Source organism: Paenibacillus timonensis (genome assembly GCF_022427145.1).
GTDB classification, from domain to species: Bacteria; Bacillota; Bacilli; order Paenibacillales; family Paenibacillaceae; genus Fontibacillus; species Fontibacillus timonensis.
This window is the reverse complement of record NZ_JAKSXN010000037.1, coordinates 1-15,492: the sequence shown is the minus strand read 5'-3', so window position 1 is coordinate 15,492 and position 15,492 is coordinate 1. Positions and strand designations below refer to the sequence as shown.

Annotated in this window: 14 protein-coding genes; 8 read left to right on the top strand and 6 right to left on the bottom strand. The window is 54.4% G+C overall.

What is annotated here, in order from left to right; all coding sequences use genetic code 11:
• The first annotated feature begins 61 nt into the window (after window positions 1-61).
• On the top strand, window positions 62-1,081 hold the full coding sequence (locus MJ257_RS15290; protein WP_240270055.1) for an ABC transporter substrate-binding protein: 1,020 nt from the start codon (window positions 62-64) through the stop codon (window positions 1,079-1,081).
• A 6-nt stretch (window positions 1,082-1,087) separates the two neighbouring features.
• Here MJ257_RS15290 and MJ257_RS15285 read toward each other — a convergent pair whose 3' ends face one another.
• The 4 genes from MJ257_RS15285 to MJ257_RS15270 all read right to left on the bottom strand — a co-directional run bounded on the left by MJ257_RS15285 (window position 1,088) and on the right by MJ257_RS15270 (window position 5,996).
• On the bottom strand, window positions 1,088-1,960 hold the full coding sequence (locus tag MJ257_RS15285) for a YitT family protein (RefSeq protein ID WP_240270054.1): 873 nt from the start codon (window positions 1,958-1,960) through the stop codon (window positions 1,088-1,090).
• A 123-nt stretch (window positions 1,961-2,083) separates the two neighbouring features.
• Complete coding sequence (locus MJ257_RS15280; RefSeq protein ID WP_240270053.1) at window positions 2,084-3,283, bottom strand: Ger(x)C family spore germination protein; 1,200 nt, start codon at window positions 3,281-3,283, stop codon at window positions 2,084-2,086.
• 25 nt (window positions 3,284-3,308) lie between these two features.
• Window positions 3,309-4,856, bottom strand: a complete 1,548-nt coding sequence (locus MJ257_RS15275; RefSeq protein WP_240270052.1) for a spore germination protein — start codon at window positions 4,854-4,856, stop codon at window positions 3,309-3,311.
• 15 nt (window positions 4,857-4,871) lie between these two features.
• Window positions 4,872-5,996: a GerAB/ArcD/ProY family transporter gene (locus MJ257_RS15270; protein WP_240270051.1), complete on the bottom strand. Its 1,125-nt coding sequence runs from the start codon at window positions 5,994-5,996 to the stop codon at window positions 4,872-4,874.
• Between the two features lie 146 nt (window positions 5,997-6,142).
• Between MJ257_RS15270 and MJ257_RS15265 the strand changes: the two genes are divergently transcribed.
• The 3 genes from MJ257_RS15265 (at window position 6,143) to MJ257_RS15255 (ending at window position 8,275) form a co-directional block, all read left to right on the top strand.
• Window positions 6,143-6,433 (top strand): alpha/beta-type small acid-soluble spore protein, encoded by a 291-nt coding sequence (locus MJ257_RS15265; protein WP_240270050.1) that lies wholly within the window; start codon window positions 6,143-6,145, stop codon window positions 6,431-6,433.
• Window positions 6,434-6,456: 23 nt separating this feature from the next.
• A complete protein-coding gene (gene glsA, locus MJ257_RS15260) occupies window positions 6,457-7,398 on the top strand; it encodes a glutaminase A (protein ID WP_240270049.1) in 942 nt (313 codons plus the stop codon).
• 112 nt (window positions 7,399-7,510) lie between these two features.
• Window positions 7,511-8,275: a MerR family transcriptional regulator gene (locus tag MJ257_RS15255; protein WP_240270048.1), complete on the top strand. Its 765-nt coding sequence runs from the start codon at window positions 7,511-7,513 to the stop codon at window positions 8,273-8,275.
• A 56-nt stretch (window positions 8,276-8,331) separates the two neighbouring features.
• Here MJ257_RS15255 and MJ257_RS15250 read toward each other — a convergent pair whose 3' ends face one another.
• The gene (locus MJ257_RS15250) at window positions 8,332-9,561 is read right to left on the bottom strand and encodes an aminopeptidase (RefSeq protein WP_240270047.1); all 1,230 of its coding nucleotides are present in this window, start codon (window positions 9,559-9,561) and stop codon (window positions 8,332-8,334) included.
• 264 nt (window positions 9,562-9,825) lie between these two features.
• Between MJ257_RS15250 and MJ257_RS15245 the strand changes: the two genes are divergently transcribed.
• The 4 genes from MJ257_RS15245 to MJ257_RS15230 all read left to right on the top strand — a co-directional run bounded on the left by MJ257_RS15245 (window position 9,826) and on the right by MJ257_RS15230 (window position 14,325).
• Complete coding sequence (locus MJ257_RS15245) at window positions 9,826-10,974, top strand: NAD-dependent epimerase/dehydratase family protein (protein WP_240270046.1); 1,149 nt, start codon at window positions 9,826-9,828, stop codon at window positions 10,972-10,974.
• An 18-nt stretch (window positions 10,975-10,992) separates the two neighbouring features.
• Window positions 10,993-12,180, top strand: coding sequence for a glycosyltransferase family 4 protein (locus MJ257_RS15240; RefSeq protein ID WP_240270045.1), 1,188 nt, complete (start codon window positions 10,993-10,995; stop codon window positions 12,178-12,180).
• Between the two features lie 258 nt (window positions 12,181-12,438).
• Window positions 12,439-13,986, top strand: a complete 1,548-nt coding sequence (locus tag MJ257_RS15235) for an acetate--CoA ligase (protein ID WP_275693845.1) — start codon at window positions 12,439-12,441, stop codon at window positions 13,984-13,986.
• A 69-nt stretch (window positions 13,987-14,055) separates the two neighbouring features.
• Window positions 14,056-14,325 (top strand): hypothetical protein, encoded by a 270-nt coding sequence (locus MJ257_RS15230; protein ID WP_240270043.1) that lies wholly within the window; start codon window positions 14,056-14,058, stop codon window positions 14,323-14,325.
• Window positions 14,326-14,412: 87 nt separating this feature from the next.
• Here the strand turns inward: MJ257_RS15230 and MJ257_RS15225 are convergent, their stop codons facing one another.
• Entirely contained in the window at window positions 14,413-14,862 is a 450-nt protein-coding gene (locus tag MJ257_RS15225; RefSeq protein WP_240270042.1) for a MarR family winged helix-turn-helix transcriptional regulator, read from the bottom strand.
• Between the last annotated feature and the right edge of the window lie 630 nt (window positions 14,863-15,492).

The following is a 15,492-nucleotide window of genomic DNA, read 5'->3' as shown; positions in this document are numbered from 1 at the left end:
TGAAGATGATAATCATTATCAATCTGAGCACGCAGACTCATTTTAAGGGGGAAATAGAATCATGAATCCAACTCGTAACCGCTCCATAGGGTGGGCCTTCGTTGTGCTAGCGCTTGTGCTGGTTGTCACGGGCTGCGGGAATAGCGGAAATCAAGGAGCGTCCAGCAATGCCGAAACGAACGGCAGCGCGGCGTCAGAGAACCAGGCGGGAAATAATAGCGCGTCCGCCGAAGGTAAACGTATCGTGAAGCATGCGATGGGAGAGACCGAGATCGTCGGGACGCCGCAAAAAGTCGTCGTTTTGACCAATGAGGGAACGGAAGCGCTGTTGGCTTTGGGCATCAAGCCAGTTGGAGCGGTTCGTTCCTGGACAGGGGATCCCTGGTATCCGCATATTAAAGACGAGATGGAAGGAGTTACGGTCGTAGGCGAAGAAAGCCAACCGAACCTGGAGCTGATCGCCGGACTGCAGCCCGACCTCATCATCGGCAACAAAATGCGCCAGGAGAAGGTGTACGAGCAATTGAAGGCGATCGCTCCGACGGTGATGTCCGAGGATCTGCGAGGGAATTGGATGAACAACTTCAAGCTCTACGCGGAAGCGGTGGGACAAACCGACAAAGGCAACGAGCTGCTGAGCGCTTTCGAAACGCGGATTGCGGACTTCAAAGCCAAAGCCGGCGATAAGGTGAAAGAAACCGTATCGGTCGTCCGGTTCATGGACGGGAAAACGCGCGTCTACCATACGAACACGTTCTCCGGCATTATTTTTGAACAGTTGGGCCTGGCCCGAAATCAGATGACGCTTAACGCCAAGGATACGTTCGTCGATGAGATTACCAAGGAACGGCTGCCGGAAGTGGATGCCGACCGGTTGTTCTACTTTACCTATGAGACGGGCGACGGCAAAGCGAATCAAACCGAACTGGACTGGACAAACGACCCGCTGTGGAAAAATTTGAACGTCGTCAAGAACGGCAAGACCTACAAAGTCGACGATGCGATCTGGAACACGGCCGGCGGCATTAAAGCAGCCAATCTGCTGCTTGACGAGCTTTATAAAATCTATGAACTAGAGTAAAAAAGTCTATTTGACCGGTCTGGCAAACCTTCCGAGGATTTCGATGGATTGGACCACATTCATGAAAGCGTGCGGATCGGTATCGACCACGGCTTTTCGAACGGCTGCCAGCTCGTACCGGGTCGTTACGGTCATCAGCGTATAGTTCTGCTCTTCGCGGTAACCGCCTTCGGAATGAAGGCAAGTGATACCGTGATGCAGCTTGCGCAACTGGCAGAGCACCTCATCCTTGCGCTTCGTAATGATAAAGCAGGTCACCTTGATATGCCCGACGTGGATCATATCCACGACCTTGCCTTTCACGAAGGTAGATAACATGGAATACAGGGCCAGATCCCAGCTTTGAAAAAAGCCAAGGGCCAAAATAACGAGCCCGTTAAGCAGAAAGAGGATGTTCCCCATGGGGACGTCCCTTTTTCGCGTTACGATGGACCCGAGAATATCAAACCCGCCGGTCGAGCCGCCAACGCGAAGCGAAAATCCGATACCCGCCGCCGAGATGATCCCGCCGAACACCGCCGCAAGAATCGGATCATGCGTAACCTGTACCTCCGGGATGATCGAGATAAACCAGGTGGTGCTGACGACGGAGATGCAGCTGAGCACGATATAACGCCGGCCTACGGCTTTCCATCCCCATAGAATCAACGGAACGTTTAACAGAAAGTAGACGATCGAAATGTTCCATCCGGTCAAATAAGTGATGATCGAAGCGACGCCTGTTACGCCGCCGGACAGCAATCTATGCGGGATCAGGAACAAGTCGAGCCCTGCGGCTACAAGCAAGGCCGAAAGCAGGATGACGCCAACCTCCTGCGCGGGTTTTAGCGATGCTCGAAGCGGTTTTTCGATCATCGGGCGGTACTGGTCCAAATTCATGTCTGAGCCTTCTTTTCGTCGGAGTATAGGAAAACAGTTCATAAAATATATTTATCGGTACAAATTATATTTTTTATCAGCCCGTTGGACTATGACATTTATCAACCTTTTGCCAAACTCACTTTATTCCTCCAGAAGCTTCTGATACGATTGGTTGATTAATCCCACGCGTTCAATCGTTACCTCGATGGATGGTTCGAATTCGATTTTGGCAAATTCAACGGACCAGTCTTCTTTGGCTTTTTGCCATTCCCGTGGATATTTGCGGTGAAACAGGTCGGCGAACCCCAATACGTCCGTCCCCATGCCATGTACGGCATGCCACCCCTCCCGAACAATGCGCAGCAATTCGTCATGGATATTCTGTTCCATCTCCCGCAGCACCTTGGGATCAATCGCATCGAATTGGGAATTGGTATCCGTGATCGTGCCTTTGACTTTGATGTTCGCGGTCACGAAAATCCGCCCTTCCTTACGGTTCATCTTTAGCCGGGTGGTGGAATCGGAAACTTCAAACGTCGACTTCGCCTTATTCCCTTCCTTGCCACCGTCAAATTCAAAGGAAATGACGGCCTTGTTCACGTGATTGCGGATAAAAGCGATACCCAAAGCTTGGTTCTGGTTAAGCCATCCGACCAGCCTTCCTTTTTTCAGAATGGCCAACCCGCCCAGCTTCAATTTGGAAGCCGTCGTCGTGTTTTCGAGCGCCTTGGTCGAACCCGGCTCGCCTTTACCGGAGACCAGCAGTTCCGGGATGACGGCGCATTTGGACGCACCCGCCGATTCGGAGGCCAAATCGTACATATTGACTCTCGGCAGGATAGAGGTGTTTTTGGTTTCTTTTTCAATTAATTTGTGAATGCCCTCGCCGGTGTTTTTTTCGAGATACATCAATTGGGACACGACGATCCGGGGGTTATGCTTGGTAACGAACAGGTTTACGGTTTCCCTTGCTTGAGGATTCCGCAAGTAGGTGTCAATCAGCGAATTTAACCCATATTTAGCGGCTGCATCGCCGATCACGAATACGCGGTTGTTCCCGATATGCAGTTGGCGCGTGTTCTCCAGTTCATTGTTAGCCAGTGCCTTCCGCAATGTGTCTCCCTGTATCGAAAGCACGCTGATCGGCGGACCGGAGCTCGCATTGCCCCCTGACGCGCTTGAAGCGGAGGCTGCCGGAGTGACGAGCTGGTAGGTTAGCTCCCATTGGTTATCTTTCCGATCGACGCCGGTCGCCGACACGATCGCTAAATCCGTCAGTTCCTTCCGGCTCCAGCACCCGCAAAGGGAGAGACAAACGAAACACGCGAATAAGATCTTCATCCATTTGGGCGGGAAAACCATGATTTCACTCCTTTTCCGGATTCGGCCGGGAGGGTTGGGGTTTGAGGAATTTCTTTTGCCGTATCCGGTTTTTACCGGCAATTCCGTCGGGACGGGTACGCATGCTCCATAAAGGAAAACGAATGAATACGTCCTTCAGATTCGACCAAATCAAGGGAGCGACCGGCATGAGGTACGGTACGCCAAACGAGCGCAGGGAGGCAAGATGTATGCATAGCAGCATCAATCCGACCATGACGCCGTACAGTCCCAAGGTTCCTCCCAGCAACATCAGCGAGAAACGGATAAGTCCCACCGTGACCGACAGGTTCGTAGACGGGATCACAAAATTCGAAATCGCCGTAAAAGACACGATGATGACCATGGCGGCGGAGATCAAGCCGGCTTCCACGGCCGCCTGACCCAGTACGAGCGCCCCCACGATCGATATCGCCGGGCCGATGGCTTTCGGCATGCGAACGCCGGCTTCCCTTAGCACTTCGAACGTCATTTCCATTAAGAAGGCTTCGATCAAGGCCGGAAGGGGAACGCCTTCCCGCTGGGCGACCAAGCTAACCAACAGGGTCGTGGGGAGCATCTCCGGATGATAGGTTGTAACAGCGATATATAATGAGGGCAGCAGCAAGGAGACAAAAAAAGCGCCGAAGCGGAGCAAACGCAGGAACGAAGCGATATAAAACCGCTGATAATAATCCTCGCTGGACTCGAAAAAGGTAAAGAAGGTGACGGGGGCAAGCAGCACGAACGGAGAACCGTCGACAACGATCGCGATTTGTCCCTCCAACAAGCCGGCCGTCACAACATCGGGACGTTCCGTGTTGAAAATCGTAGGGAACGGGCTTAACTTGGCATCTTCGATCAATTCCTCGATGTATCCCCCCTCCAGGATCCCGTCAGTTTGGATCCGTTCAAGGCGCTCCTGGATTTCACGGACAACGGAAGCGTCCGCGATCCCTTCCAGATACAGGATGGAAACGTTGGTTTGGGTTTGCTCTCCGATGATTTTGTTCTGGATGCGGAGGTTTGGCGATTTGAGCCTGCGGCTGATCATAGACGTATTGGTGCGCAGGCTTTCCGTAAATGCCTCCTTGGGACCGCGAATCACATTTTGCGTCGTTGGCTCCGCGATGCTTCTCCGTTCGCCGCCGGACGTGCCGGACGCGACGGCTTGCGGATACCCCTCCGCGAGAATGACGGTATCCCCCTGCATGATTTGCTGCCACAGCGATTCCATATCCTCGACGATGACGGCCGGTCCCGCGGCGGAGGCGCAGTTTTGAATCGCGGCGAACCGTTTCGCCGAATCCCCGTCATGGGCCGATAAGACGGTCATGAGCGGGCGAAGCAGCGACTCGTTAATAGAGGTTAGGTCGACAAGCCCTTCGATATACACAAGCACGTATTCCATTTGATTCTCGGGGGGAACGTGAAAGGAACGGATCACAAGATCCGAACGTTTGTGGGCGGCTGCCCGCAGGCTGGCCAGATTATCTTCCAGCCGCGAGGCTAACGGATGAGGCGAGGTGTGCTTCTTCCTATACTTTTGTACCACGTCGTTCTCTCCTTCTCATTCGTGTTGTGGGGGTTCCAATCCCCGGTCGTCCCGCTTACGCTTGAACGCATGGGTTACCAACATGACCAGTAACAGGAGGATGGGCAAAACGATCTGAAAGATCGGAAAATGATATTTAAGATTATGTTCGAAGCCAAACTGGATTTGCTCCATGTAACTTTTAAACATTTTGGCTCCGACATAGATGGCGGCACCCACGGGAACGACCACGACATGGCGTTTGGTTCTGAACAACTGCGCAGCCGCCAGAACCGCCGCCAAATAGTAGGTTGCCTGTTTGAAGAAAACACCTCCGAAGAGCAGCAAACTAACAAACGGGTCCATTCGTTCCAGAAATCCGCCGATTTGGATCAAGCTGGTCCCGAACATGAACGGGATGACATAAGCTCCCGACAAATCGCCGAGGACGGCGAGGATCAGCATGTTGGTAAGGACGATGAAGAGGCCGGAGAAAATATAGGGAATCAGGGTAAACTTCTTGAAATCGCCAAACTGGGCGACATGCTTCCAGAAGATGAGAAATACGACCATTTCTCCGAAGGGAAAAGAAATCACTTCAGGGACGGCAGCGTTCCATACCGGCGTCCACCCATGTTCGAATACGGGCAGCAATCGTTTGAGATCGACAAGACCGGAAACGAACAAAAGGCCGAACAACACGATATAGATCAACAGCAACCAGGGAAGCACTAATTGTCCTACCCGAAAGAACACTTCGATTCCTTGGATGATCGCATAAGCCCCAACGACTAACAGAACGATCATCACGATGTCCAGCGGGGTTCCGGGAAGCAGGTACAGGATCACCAGATCCCCGAACTCCCTCACATTACGCACCGATTTGTAAATGAAATAGACGATGTAAGCCAAGCCCAACGTGAAACCCAAGTATTTGCCGAAATAACGGTTCAGCATTTCCATCAGGTCCAAATGGGGGGCACGGTTTTGAATGGGCATCGTGACGAAGATCAGCATGCCCATGCCAAGGATCATCGCAATGGCAACGGAGATCCACGCGTCATGTTTGGCTTCGCTGGCCAGTAGAAATAAAGAGGAGCTGCCGATTTGAAACAAGATGACGATCGAAGCCAGTTGGCCTGCGCTGATTTTTTCTTGCAAAATGACTCCACCTCCTACGCATCCCCTAATCAATGATCCTACTATTACCATTTTTCGCTAAATTTATGAAGCGGGATTCGTCGGATTGACGGTTGGTAATCCGGGTATCTTATTGGATAATTCTCACTTGAAAGCGAGGGATATCCATGGTACAACCAAAAGGGAATGGCGGGAACGGCCGCCAAGAGACGGATCCGGCGCTGCGCCTGAGCCGATTCAAGGCGGAAGTCATGAAGCGTGAGGGATACAATGTTAATCCGGAGCGGCCGGATGACGTGAAGTATGAAGTGGCCCAATCCTTAGGCGTGCCGCTTCGGGAAGGCGATAACGGCGAGTTGACGACGGCAAAAGCCGGCAAGGTCGGCGGCGCGATCGGCGGTTCGATGGTCAAGGAAATGATCCGCTTGGCGAAGCAACGCTTAAACGATCAGCCGTAAAATCATTCAAATGGGGGTTCGCCATGGTCATGAGCGAGTGGGATCAACTGAAGCTCCACCTTCAAGAGTGGGTGGAGGAATACCGGGGAACAAGCGCTGCGGGTAAAGTGGCGGAGTATATTCCGGAGTTGTCGAAGGCGGAGCAGGATAGGCTCGGAATCCATCTTCTGGATTCCCGGGGGCACTCGATATCCTCCGGAGATGCCCAGGCAGGCTTTACGATGCAAAGCATATCAAAGGTGTTTACGTTGATCCTTGCGCTCATGGATCATGGGGAAGCGGCCGTATTCTCCAAAGTGGGGATGGAACCGACCGGCGACCATTTCAATTCGATCATGAAGTTGGAGCTGTCTCAGCCGGGGATTCCGTTTAATCCATTGATCAACGCCGGCGCGATCGTGGTTTCCTCAAAGATCAAGGGGGAGAATGCAAAGGAGAAATCGGCGCGAATTTTATCTTTTTTTCGTGAGTTGGCCGGAAACCCCGGTTTGGATTACGATGAACCAGTTTACCGTTCAGAGTCGGAGACGGGGCATTTGAACCGGTCGATGGCTTATTTTTTGCTGGATAAAGGAACCTTGGGCTGCGGCGTGGAAGAAGTGCTGGACATCTACTTCCGCCAATGCTCGATCAAAGTCTGCTGCGAGGACCTGGCTCGGATGGCGCTGGTGCTGGCATTCGACGGAACCGATCCCCTGTCGGGCAAGACGCTGATTCCGCGGCGGTACGTGCAAATTGCCAAAACGTTTATGGTCACCTGCGGGATGTACAACGGATCGGGCGAGTTTGCCATCGGCGTGGGGCTGCCGGCCAAAAGCGGCGTGTCCGGCGGGATCTTGACGCTGGTGCCCGGACGATACGGTATTGGCGTCGTCGGGCCGGCACTTAACCCCAAAGGCAACAGCATCGCCGGGGTTCAGTTGATCGAACGGCTGTCGCGAACCTTTGATTGGAGCTTATTTTAATTAAGAAATGGGGTTGCCGCACGTCCGAGCGGGGCCTTAAAATGTTTTAAAAAAAGATTTGACCTTCACGTTACGTCAACGTTTATCATGAGTGTTGTCAGGAGGTGAGCGTGTGGAATACACCATTCAGAAACTGGGTAACCTCGCGGGGGTCAGCACCCGGACGCTGCGTTATTATGATGAGATCGGTCTTCTGAAGCCGGCAAGAACGAGCTCGTCGGGGTACCGCATCTACGGTCAGCGGGAAGTCGATCTGCTGCAGCAGATCTTATTCTATCGGGAGCTTGGCCTGAGTCTGGAGGACATCCGGTCCATCGTGACCGAACCCGGATTCGACGGTACCCGTGCGCTGAGAGAACACCGGAATCAACTCCTGGACAAACGCAAGCAATTGGACGCATTAATCGCCAATGTGGAAAAAACGATGGCGTCGCAAGAAGGGAGAATCACGATGAGCGATCGAGAAAAATTCGAAGGCTTCAAACGTCAGCTGATCGACGAGAACGAGCAAAAATACGGGCAGGAGATCCGCGAAAAATACGGGGAAGCCACGGTAGAGAAATCCAATCGGAAGCTGATGAACATGACCGAAGAGGAATACGAGAAGGTGACGCAACTGGCGAACGAAGTGAATGCCACGTTGGCCGAGGCCTTCAAGACGGGCGATCCCGCTGGCGAACTCGCCCAGAAAGCCGCCGATTTGCATAAGCAATGGCTGACGTTCTACTGGAGCGAGTACAGCAAGGAAGCCCATGCCGGGCTGGCGCAAATGTACGTCGACGACGAGCGCTTTACGGCTTATTACGACAAGGATCAGCCAGGCACGGCCGAGTTCCTGCGGGATGCGGTTCATATTTATACCGGGATGAAATCGTAAAAAAAGCTCTCCTTTCCGCCTGGCGGGGAGGAGAGCTTTTGCGTTGAGGGGCCTGCTTATGCCCAGTTCCCTTGGCGGAAAACCGGCTCGATCGTGCCGTCGGGCAGCTCGCCGTCGATATCGAGCTCCGCGGAGCCGATCATGAAGTCGACATGCGTCAAGCTGACGTTGGCGCCTCTAGCCAGCAACTCTTCTTTGCTCAGCTTGGCGCCGCCTTCGATATTGACCGGATAAGCGCTGCCCAAGGCAAAGTGGCAGGAGGCGTTCTCGTCGATCCCGGTATTGTAGAAGATCCGGTTCAACCGCGATATCGGCGAGTCGTGCGGCACCAGGGCGATTTCGCCTAGATGTGTCGCTCCTTCGTCCGTGCTAAGCAGGTTCTCCATATGCTCCCGGCCGGATTTCGCGTCATAACTGACCACTTTGCCGTCCTTGAACGTCAGCGTCAGGCCTTCGACGAGCTGGCCGTTCAGATTGAGCGGCATCGTGCTGGCTACGGTGCCGTTCACGCCGTAACGGTGCGGCATCGAATAAATCTCTTCGGTCGGCATATTGGCAACGAAATAGTCACCGGCCGCATTGTTATCTCCGCCGCCCAGCCACAAATAGCCTTCAGGCAGTTCCACCTGAAGATCGGTGCCCGGCGCGCGGTAATGCAGCATTTTGTAACGCTTGGCATTCATATATTCCTGTCTTTCCTTCAACTGACCGATATGTTCACGCCAGGCGGCGATCGGATCCTCGCGGTCAACGCGGTTCATTTGGAATACCGCCTCCCACATGGCCGGGATACGCTGCGCTTCGGGCAAATCGGCAAACACTTTGTCGGCCCAGGCCTTCGTTGGCGCTTTGATCAGCGACCAGGTGATCCGGTTGTTGCGCGTTTGGGCGGAATGCTTCTCGCGCGCTTTGGCCGCCGCTTTGACTGCGGTGGATACTTTGGAGGAAGGAATGCCTCGGAACAGCTCCGGATCCGGCACTTTGATCCGAAGGATCGCGCCGCCCTCCTCCCCGAACTGCTCGGCCATATCGGCGAGCCACTGCGGATAATAGGACAAGGATTCGTCCGACGCGTGCTCGTAGCGGATGCGGGTCGTTTGCTCGTCCTCCCAGTCGACGTGGACGTATTTGGCTCCGGCGTCGTAGGCTTTGGCCACCAGCAGCCGGGCAAAGTCCACGGTTTCCAGCGGCGCGGTCAGCATCAGGTTTTGGCCGGGCTGGATGTTGACGCCGACCCGGATGACCAATTCGGCGTATTTTTCAAGAAGAACCTCGAAAGCTTCCATCGTTGTGACTCCTCCCGTTTTCGTTTTTTCCTATGTACAAACAACCCTTATTGTAGCACGAACGGGCGGGGAGTGAAAAAGATACCAAGAGCACTCCGCTAACCGCTAACGGAACTGAGAGACGTTATTTAGCTGTAAATACGAGACTATGAGCTCTAACGGAACGAGACGACCTTATTGGTTCCAACCAGTTTATGCCTCCTTAATATTCGGGTGTTATGTTTAACCTATATTTTCATGACGCCATGAAGGAGGTCGATTTCGATGCGCTTGATCGTAGCGGGCGGCGATGGTTTTTGCGGGTGGCCGACGGCGCTGTATTTATCCAAAAGGGGACATGAGGTGGCCATCATCGACAATTTGGCAAGACGCAAATGGGACGACGAGCTGCGCTCCAATTCCTTGACCCCGATCGCCTCTTTGGAAGAGCGGGTGGAATGCTGGGAAGAGTTGACGGGACGCAAAATCCGCGTATTTCTCGGCGACTTGAACCATTACGACTTTTTGAGCGAGGTGATGCGTCAGGTACGTCCGGATGCCTTCGTTCATTTTGCCGAGCAGCGCTCCGCTCCTTACTCGATGATCGACCGCGAGCATGCGGTGTACACCCAAGCCAACAATGTCATCGGGACGTTAAACGTCGGATACGCGCTCCGCGAGTTTGCTCCCGATTGCCATTTGATCAAGCTGGGGACGATGGGGGAATACGGAACTCCGAATATCGACATTGAAGAAGGATATATCGAAATCGAACATAACGGCCGGAAAGACGTGCTTCCTTATCCGAAACAGCCGGGCTCGTTTTATCACCTGTCGAAGGTTCATGACAGCCATAACCTGATGTTCATGTGCCGGATTTGGGGCATTCGGGTGACGGATTTGAATCAGGGCGTGGTTTACGGGCTGCACACGGAGGAAACGCAGCTAGATCCGCTTCTGGTCAACCGGTTTGATTATGACGGCGTGTTCGGGACGGCGCTAAACCGCTTTCTGATCCAGGCCGCGATTGGGCATGATTTGACGGTTTACGGCAGCGGCGGGCAAACCCGGGGATTCCTGAACCTCACGGATACGGTGCGGTGCATCGAGATCTCGGCGAATCACCCGGCGGACCGCGGGGAATTCCGCGTGTTCAACCAGTTTACGGAGGAATTCTCCGTACTAGAGCTGGCCGAGAAGGTGAAGCGGGTGGCCGAGAGGGAAGGCTATCCCGTAAGTATCGCCCATTTGGAAAACCCGCGGATCGAAAAAGAGACCCACTATTACCATGCCAAAAACACCAAGCTGCAGCAGTTGGGCCTCACGCCGAATCTGCTTACGGACGAGGTGTTGCTGGACATCTTCCGCACGGCCGTGCAGCATAAAGACCGCGTGGTGAAGACCAACGTGCTGCCCGGCGTGAAGTGGGGCTAACAAGGAGGCGGGTCGTCCATGAAAATCGCGATCGTGACCGAGACGTTTTTTCCGTCGACAAACGGGGTCGTGACTCGGCTGACGCAGAGTATCCGCTGGCTAACGAAGCAGGGGCATGAGGTGATCGTCATCGCCCCGGATCAGGGGGTCGGGGCTTACGCGGGTGCGCAAATCTACGGGATTCCGTCGTTTCGCTTCTTCCTGTATCCGAATCTTCCGCTTTCGCTGCCCGGCCGGAGGGTAGGCAAGCTGCTGCGCGCGTTTTCGCCGGATGTGGTGCATGTGGTGAATCCGGCGATGCTGGGCGCCGCCGGGGTCTGGTTCGGGCGGCGGTACCCGCTGGTCGCTTCCTACCATACCCACGTTCCGCAATACGCCGATTTCTACAAGCTGCCCTGGCTGAAGCCGGTGCTATGGAGTTATCTGCGTTTGCTGCACAACCGCGCGGATCTGAATCTCTGCACGTCGGAGGCCGTGCGGGGCGAGCTTGAGGCGCGGCGGTTTCGGAACGTGCGGCTGTGGAAGCGGGGCGTCGATCCGGAGCTGTTCGGCCCGCATCGACGCAGCGAAACCATGCGCCTCCGGCTGTCGGGCGGGGAGCCGGAGAAACGGCTCCTGCTGTACGTCGGCCGGCTGGCGGCGGAGAAGGAGATCGAGCGGCTGCGCGATCTCCTGACCGCTTCCAGCGGGTTCCGGCTGGCCGTCGTCGGAGACGGCCCGCACCGCGCTGCGCTGGAAGTTTATTTCGCCGGTACGGGCACGGTGTTTACCGGCTTCCTGCACGGGGCGGAGCTCGCGGAGGCGTATGCCTCGAGCGACGTGTTTGCGTTTCCGTCGGCCACGGAAACGCTGGGGTTGGTGCTGCTGGAGGCGATGGCCTCGGGCTTGCCCGTGATCGCCGCCGCCAGCGCGCCTACCCGGGAGCAGGTCGCCGAAGGGACGACCGGCTTCCTGTACGAGCCCGGCGCGGCGGACGGGCTCGTGCGGGCCGCGCAGCCGCTGCAGGACGGCGAGCGGCTGCGCCGCATGGGCGCCGCGGCCCGGGCGGAAGCGAGCGGGCTTGGGTGGGACGAACCCAGCCGCCAACTGCTGGAGCTCTACCGCCAAGCCGTGTTGGAACGCGAACTGCGGCGTGCAGGGGCGCTAAAGCGCGGACGGATCAAGGAAGCCGCCAACAAAACGAACGCGAACACGAACAGCCAATAAGCGTACCGTGCAATGGACTAAGGGCTCAGCAAAAACCTGCAACTTCGCGGGTTTTTGTTTTTTTGCCCTGCCATCGATTGTCGATTTATTGGCACACTTGGGTTAGGCCGAATTTAGCACCTGGTACTATTACGTGCTATAATGAGTCCCATAGTTTATATATAAAAGAACTCGATATCCGAGTTCCGAAGGGGATAGGATAAAGTGAAACCCTATGAGCAATGGATCGCTCCCGAATATTACAATGTAACCTCGGAGATGGAACGGCATGATCCCGACAAACTCGCGCTGAAATGGCTTAGCGAACAGGGAGACTACGAAGAGATTACTTATGGGAGGCTGCTGGCCATGGCGAATCGGTTGGCCGGCGGCTTAAGTGGATTGGGCTTGCGTTCGGGCGATCGCGTGCTGGTGATGATGCCCCGGCATATTATGGCTTATGCGATCTATCTGGCTTGCTTGAAGCTGGGACTGACGATCATTCCGTCATCGGAAATGCTGCGTGCCAAGGATTTGGCTTACCGGCTGCGGCATTCGGAAGCCCGCGCCGTCGTCGTATGGCATGGCGTGACCGCGGAGGTTGAAAAAATCGGCGATGACCTGCCAGCGCTCGCCTACCGCTTGCTGGTAGGTTCCGATGCAGCGGAGTCGTCCATCCCTAAAGGCTGGACCCGGATTGAATCGCTGATGGACGGGCAGCCAGAGACATTTGAAGCGGTCAAGACGCACCGCGATGATCTGGCCGTGTTGGCTTACACTTCCGGAACGACCGGGAATCCAAAAGGCGTCATGCATAGTCACGGCTGGGGCTATGCCCATTTGCGCATCACCCGCTCGTGGCTGGATATCCGGGAGAATGATATCGTTTGGGCTACGGCGGCGCCGGGCTGGCAGAAGTGGATCTGGAGCCCGTTTCTGTCGGTTCTGGGCAATGGCGTGACCGGTTTCGTGTACCATGGTTCTTTTCGGGCCGGGCGGTATTTGGAGCTGATCCAGCAGCACGGCATTCAGGTGCTGTGCTGCACGCCGACGGAGTATCGGATCATGTCCAAGACCGACGGGCTCGAGCGATACGATTTGTCCGGATTACGCAGTGCCGTCTCCGCGGGCGAGCCGTTAAACCAGGAAGTGATCCGCAAGTTCCAAAGCGTATTCGACATCACGATCCGCGATGGTTACGGGCAAACGGAAAGCACTCTGTTGATCGGAAACCTGAAGGACACCCCGCTGCGGCTTGGCTCGATGGGCAAGGCCATTTCCCCGGGCGTGGTGGAAATCGTCGACGAAGAAGGCTTGCTGCTGCCGGCCGGAGTCGTGGGGAACATTGCGGTGCATGTCGACATGCCTGCCTTATTTCAATCCTATTATTTGGATCCCGAGCGGAAAGCGAAAAATGTCCGCGGCTCTTATTTTATGACCGGAGACCGGGCTCATAAAGACGAGGAAGGGTACTTCTGGTACGAGGGACGCGGTGACGATATCATTATCAGCTCCGGCTATACGATCGGGCCGTTCGAAGTGGAAGAGGCCTTGATGAAACACGAGGCCGTCAAGGAATGCGCGGCGGTCGCGAGCCCGGACGAGTTGCGCGGCCATATCGTCAAAGCGTTCGTGGTGTTGAAGGAAGGCATCGAGGGAAACGCCGATTTGATCAAAGAGCTGCAAGCGCATGTCAAAACCTGGACCGCCCCTTACAAATATCCGCGTCAAATCGAATTTATCGACGATTTGCCGAAAACTAACACGGGCAAAATCCGCCGGGTCGAGCTGCGGGAGCGGGAAGAGCGGGCGTTCCGGCGCGAGTGATGCGGTATCGTGCATGATTTCAGCTTTATTTTCACATCCTAACCTTATCATCGCTTGAGGAGGCTGAACATGGAAAACCCGTTTTCCAGCATGCAATCGCAAAATCCGATTTCACTCGCGCAGCAGTCGGTCAAAAAAGCGCATCGCGCGGTAACCCAAGCTCAATCGCATCCTAGCGACGAAACGGTGGAAGGTGCCCGCAACGCTATCGAAAAAGCGGAAAACGCCATCGCCCAGGCCGACGGACGGATGAATACCGAGCCGATGGAACGGGCTAAAGAGGATTTGGCCGAAGACCAGGCGGCTTTGGCAGAAGCGGAGAATCAGCTGAAATCTTGAATATCTGGCGGATGGTGAAAAGGCCGGCAACGATCCCACAATAACATGGGGGCGTTGACCGGCTTTTTGGTTTCGCCTAACGAAGGGTTAAATGGAGACCGGAGCGCAGCATTTGCTGGATTTGGCCATCGCTTCATTAAAGAGCTTGACGGAACGAAGGACGGTATCTTTTTCAAAATCGCTCATAAAGGATAAGACTTCCTCCAAATATTCGTTCATCTGCGTATCGATGGTCGTGGCAACGTACTTGCCTTCGGTGGTTAGCGATAAGGTTTGTACGCGGCGGTCGTCGGGATCGGTTGTTTTCTCAACCAGGTTCAGCTTCATCAGCGACTGGATTTGCCGGCTGAACGTCGTAATATCGGTCCCCAGGGTGTCGGCAATTTGCTGCATGGACGGTTTATGATGGCGGTCGATCTCATATAAGATATGACTCTGAACCAGGGAAATGTCGCAGCCGCCGACGGTACAGCAATTCCGGTTTAACAGCCCGAAACGTCGGGTCATGATTTGAAACAACTCACGCGGATTCTCCATAGTGAACTCACCTCTTGATTCATTTATATCATCGAATGTTTGCAGAATGCAAGTTTTACGAAAACGTCGGATATCGAGCTTCATGCGTTGTTCGCCGGAGGGCTATTTGTATTTTGGGGTCGCGCCGCTTGGAAAAACTTACGACTTGAACTGAACCTAGCCGATAGGTTAAACTGAGTCTCCTGTCGTTAAGCGGTAGGCGGCAACAGTGGTAAGATTTACCTCTTGCATGTTGGTTATAAAGAATGATATATTAATTGTCCGGCCCACGGAAGTCGTCGCAAGATGATGCCATGGAAGGGGCGGGGCGAGGCGTAAACGTGCCAAACAAGAAGATTGGATTGGAAAAACTTACGCCTTGAAGTTAGCTTTGCTGGTATGATATATTAAGTGTCCTGCCGGATGAACGGTAGGCGGTCAGCGAAATGGCAGGATTTACTTCTTGCAACGAAGCTTGCTGAAATGATATAGTAGTCTTCCGGCGCTTGAATGGCCGGCAGCAAACGAAGTTGATCTTTGAAAACTGAACAACGAGTGAGTAATAACTGAGATTTTAAATCTCGTCAGTTTGTTTTAAATGAGCAAGTCAAACACCCTTTATTGGAGAGTTTGATCCTGGCTCAGGACGAA

Excerpts from the sequence above, each read along its gene's own strand:
- MJ257_RS15290 (WP_240270055.1), top strand. The coding sequence starts at position 62 with ATGAATCCAACTCGTAACCGCTCCATAGGGTGGGCCTTCGTTGTGCTA.
- MJ257_RS15285 (WP_240270054.1), bottom strand. The coding sequence starts at position 1,960 with ATGAATTTGGACCAGTACCGCCCGATGATCGAAAAACCGCTTCGAGCA.
- MJ257_RS15280 (WP_240270053.1), bottom strand. The coding sequence starts at position 3,283 with ATGAAGATCTTATTCGCGTGTTTCGTTTGTCTCTCCCTTTGCGGGTGC.
- MJ257_RS15265 (WP_240270050.1), top strand. The coding sequence starts at position 6,143 with ATGGTACAACCAAAAGGGAATGGCGGGAACGGCCGCCAAGAGACGGAT.
- glsA (WP_240270049.1), top strand. The coding sequence starts at position 6,457 with ATGGTCATGAGCGAGTGGGATCAACTGAAGCTCCACCTTCAAGAGTGG.
- MJ257_RS15250 (WP_240270047.1), bottom strand. The coding sequence starts at position 9,561 with ATGGAAGCTTTCGAGGTTCTTCTTGAAAAATACGCCGAATTGGTCATC.
- MJ257_RS15245 (WP_240270046.1), top strand. The coding sequence starts at position 9,826 with ATGCGCTTGATCGTAGCGGGCGGCGATGGTTTTTGCGGGTGGCCGACG.
- MJ257_RS15240 (WP_240270045.1), top strand. The coding sequence starts at position 10,993 with ATGAAAATCGCGATCGTGACCGAGACGTTTTTTCCGTCGACAAACGGG.
- MJ257_RS15235 (WP_275693845.1), top strand. The coding sequence starts at position 12,439 with ATGGAACGGCATGATCCCGACAAACTCGCGCTGAAATGGCTTAGCGAA.
- MJ257_RS15230 (WP_240270043.1), top strand. The coding sequence starts at position 14,056 with ATGGAAAACCCGTTTTCCAGCATGCAATCGCAAAATCCGATTTCACTC.
- MJ257_RS15225 (WP_240270042.1), bottom strand. The coding sequence starts at position 14,862 with ATGGAGAATCCGCGTGAGTTGTTTCAAATCATGACCCGACGTTTCGGG.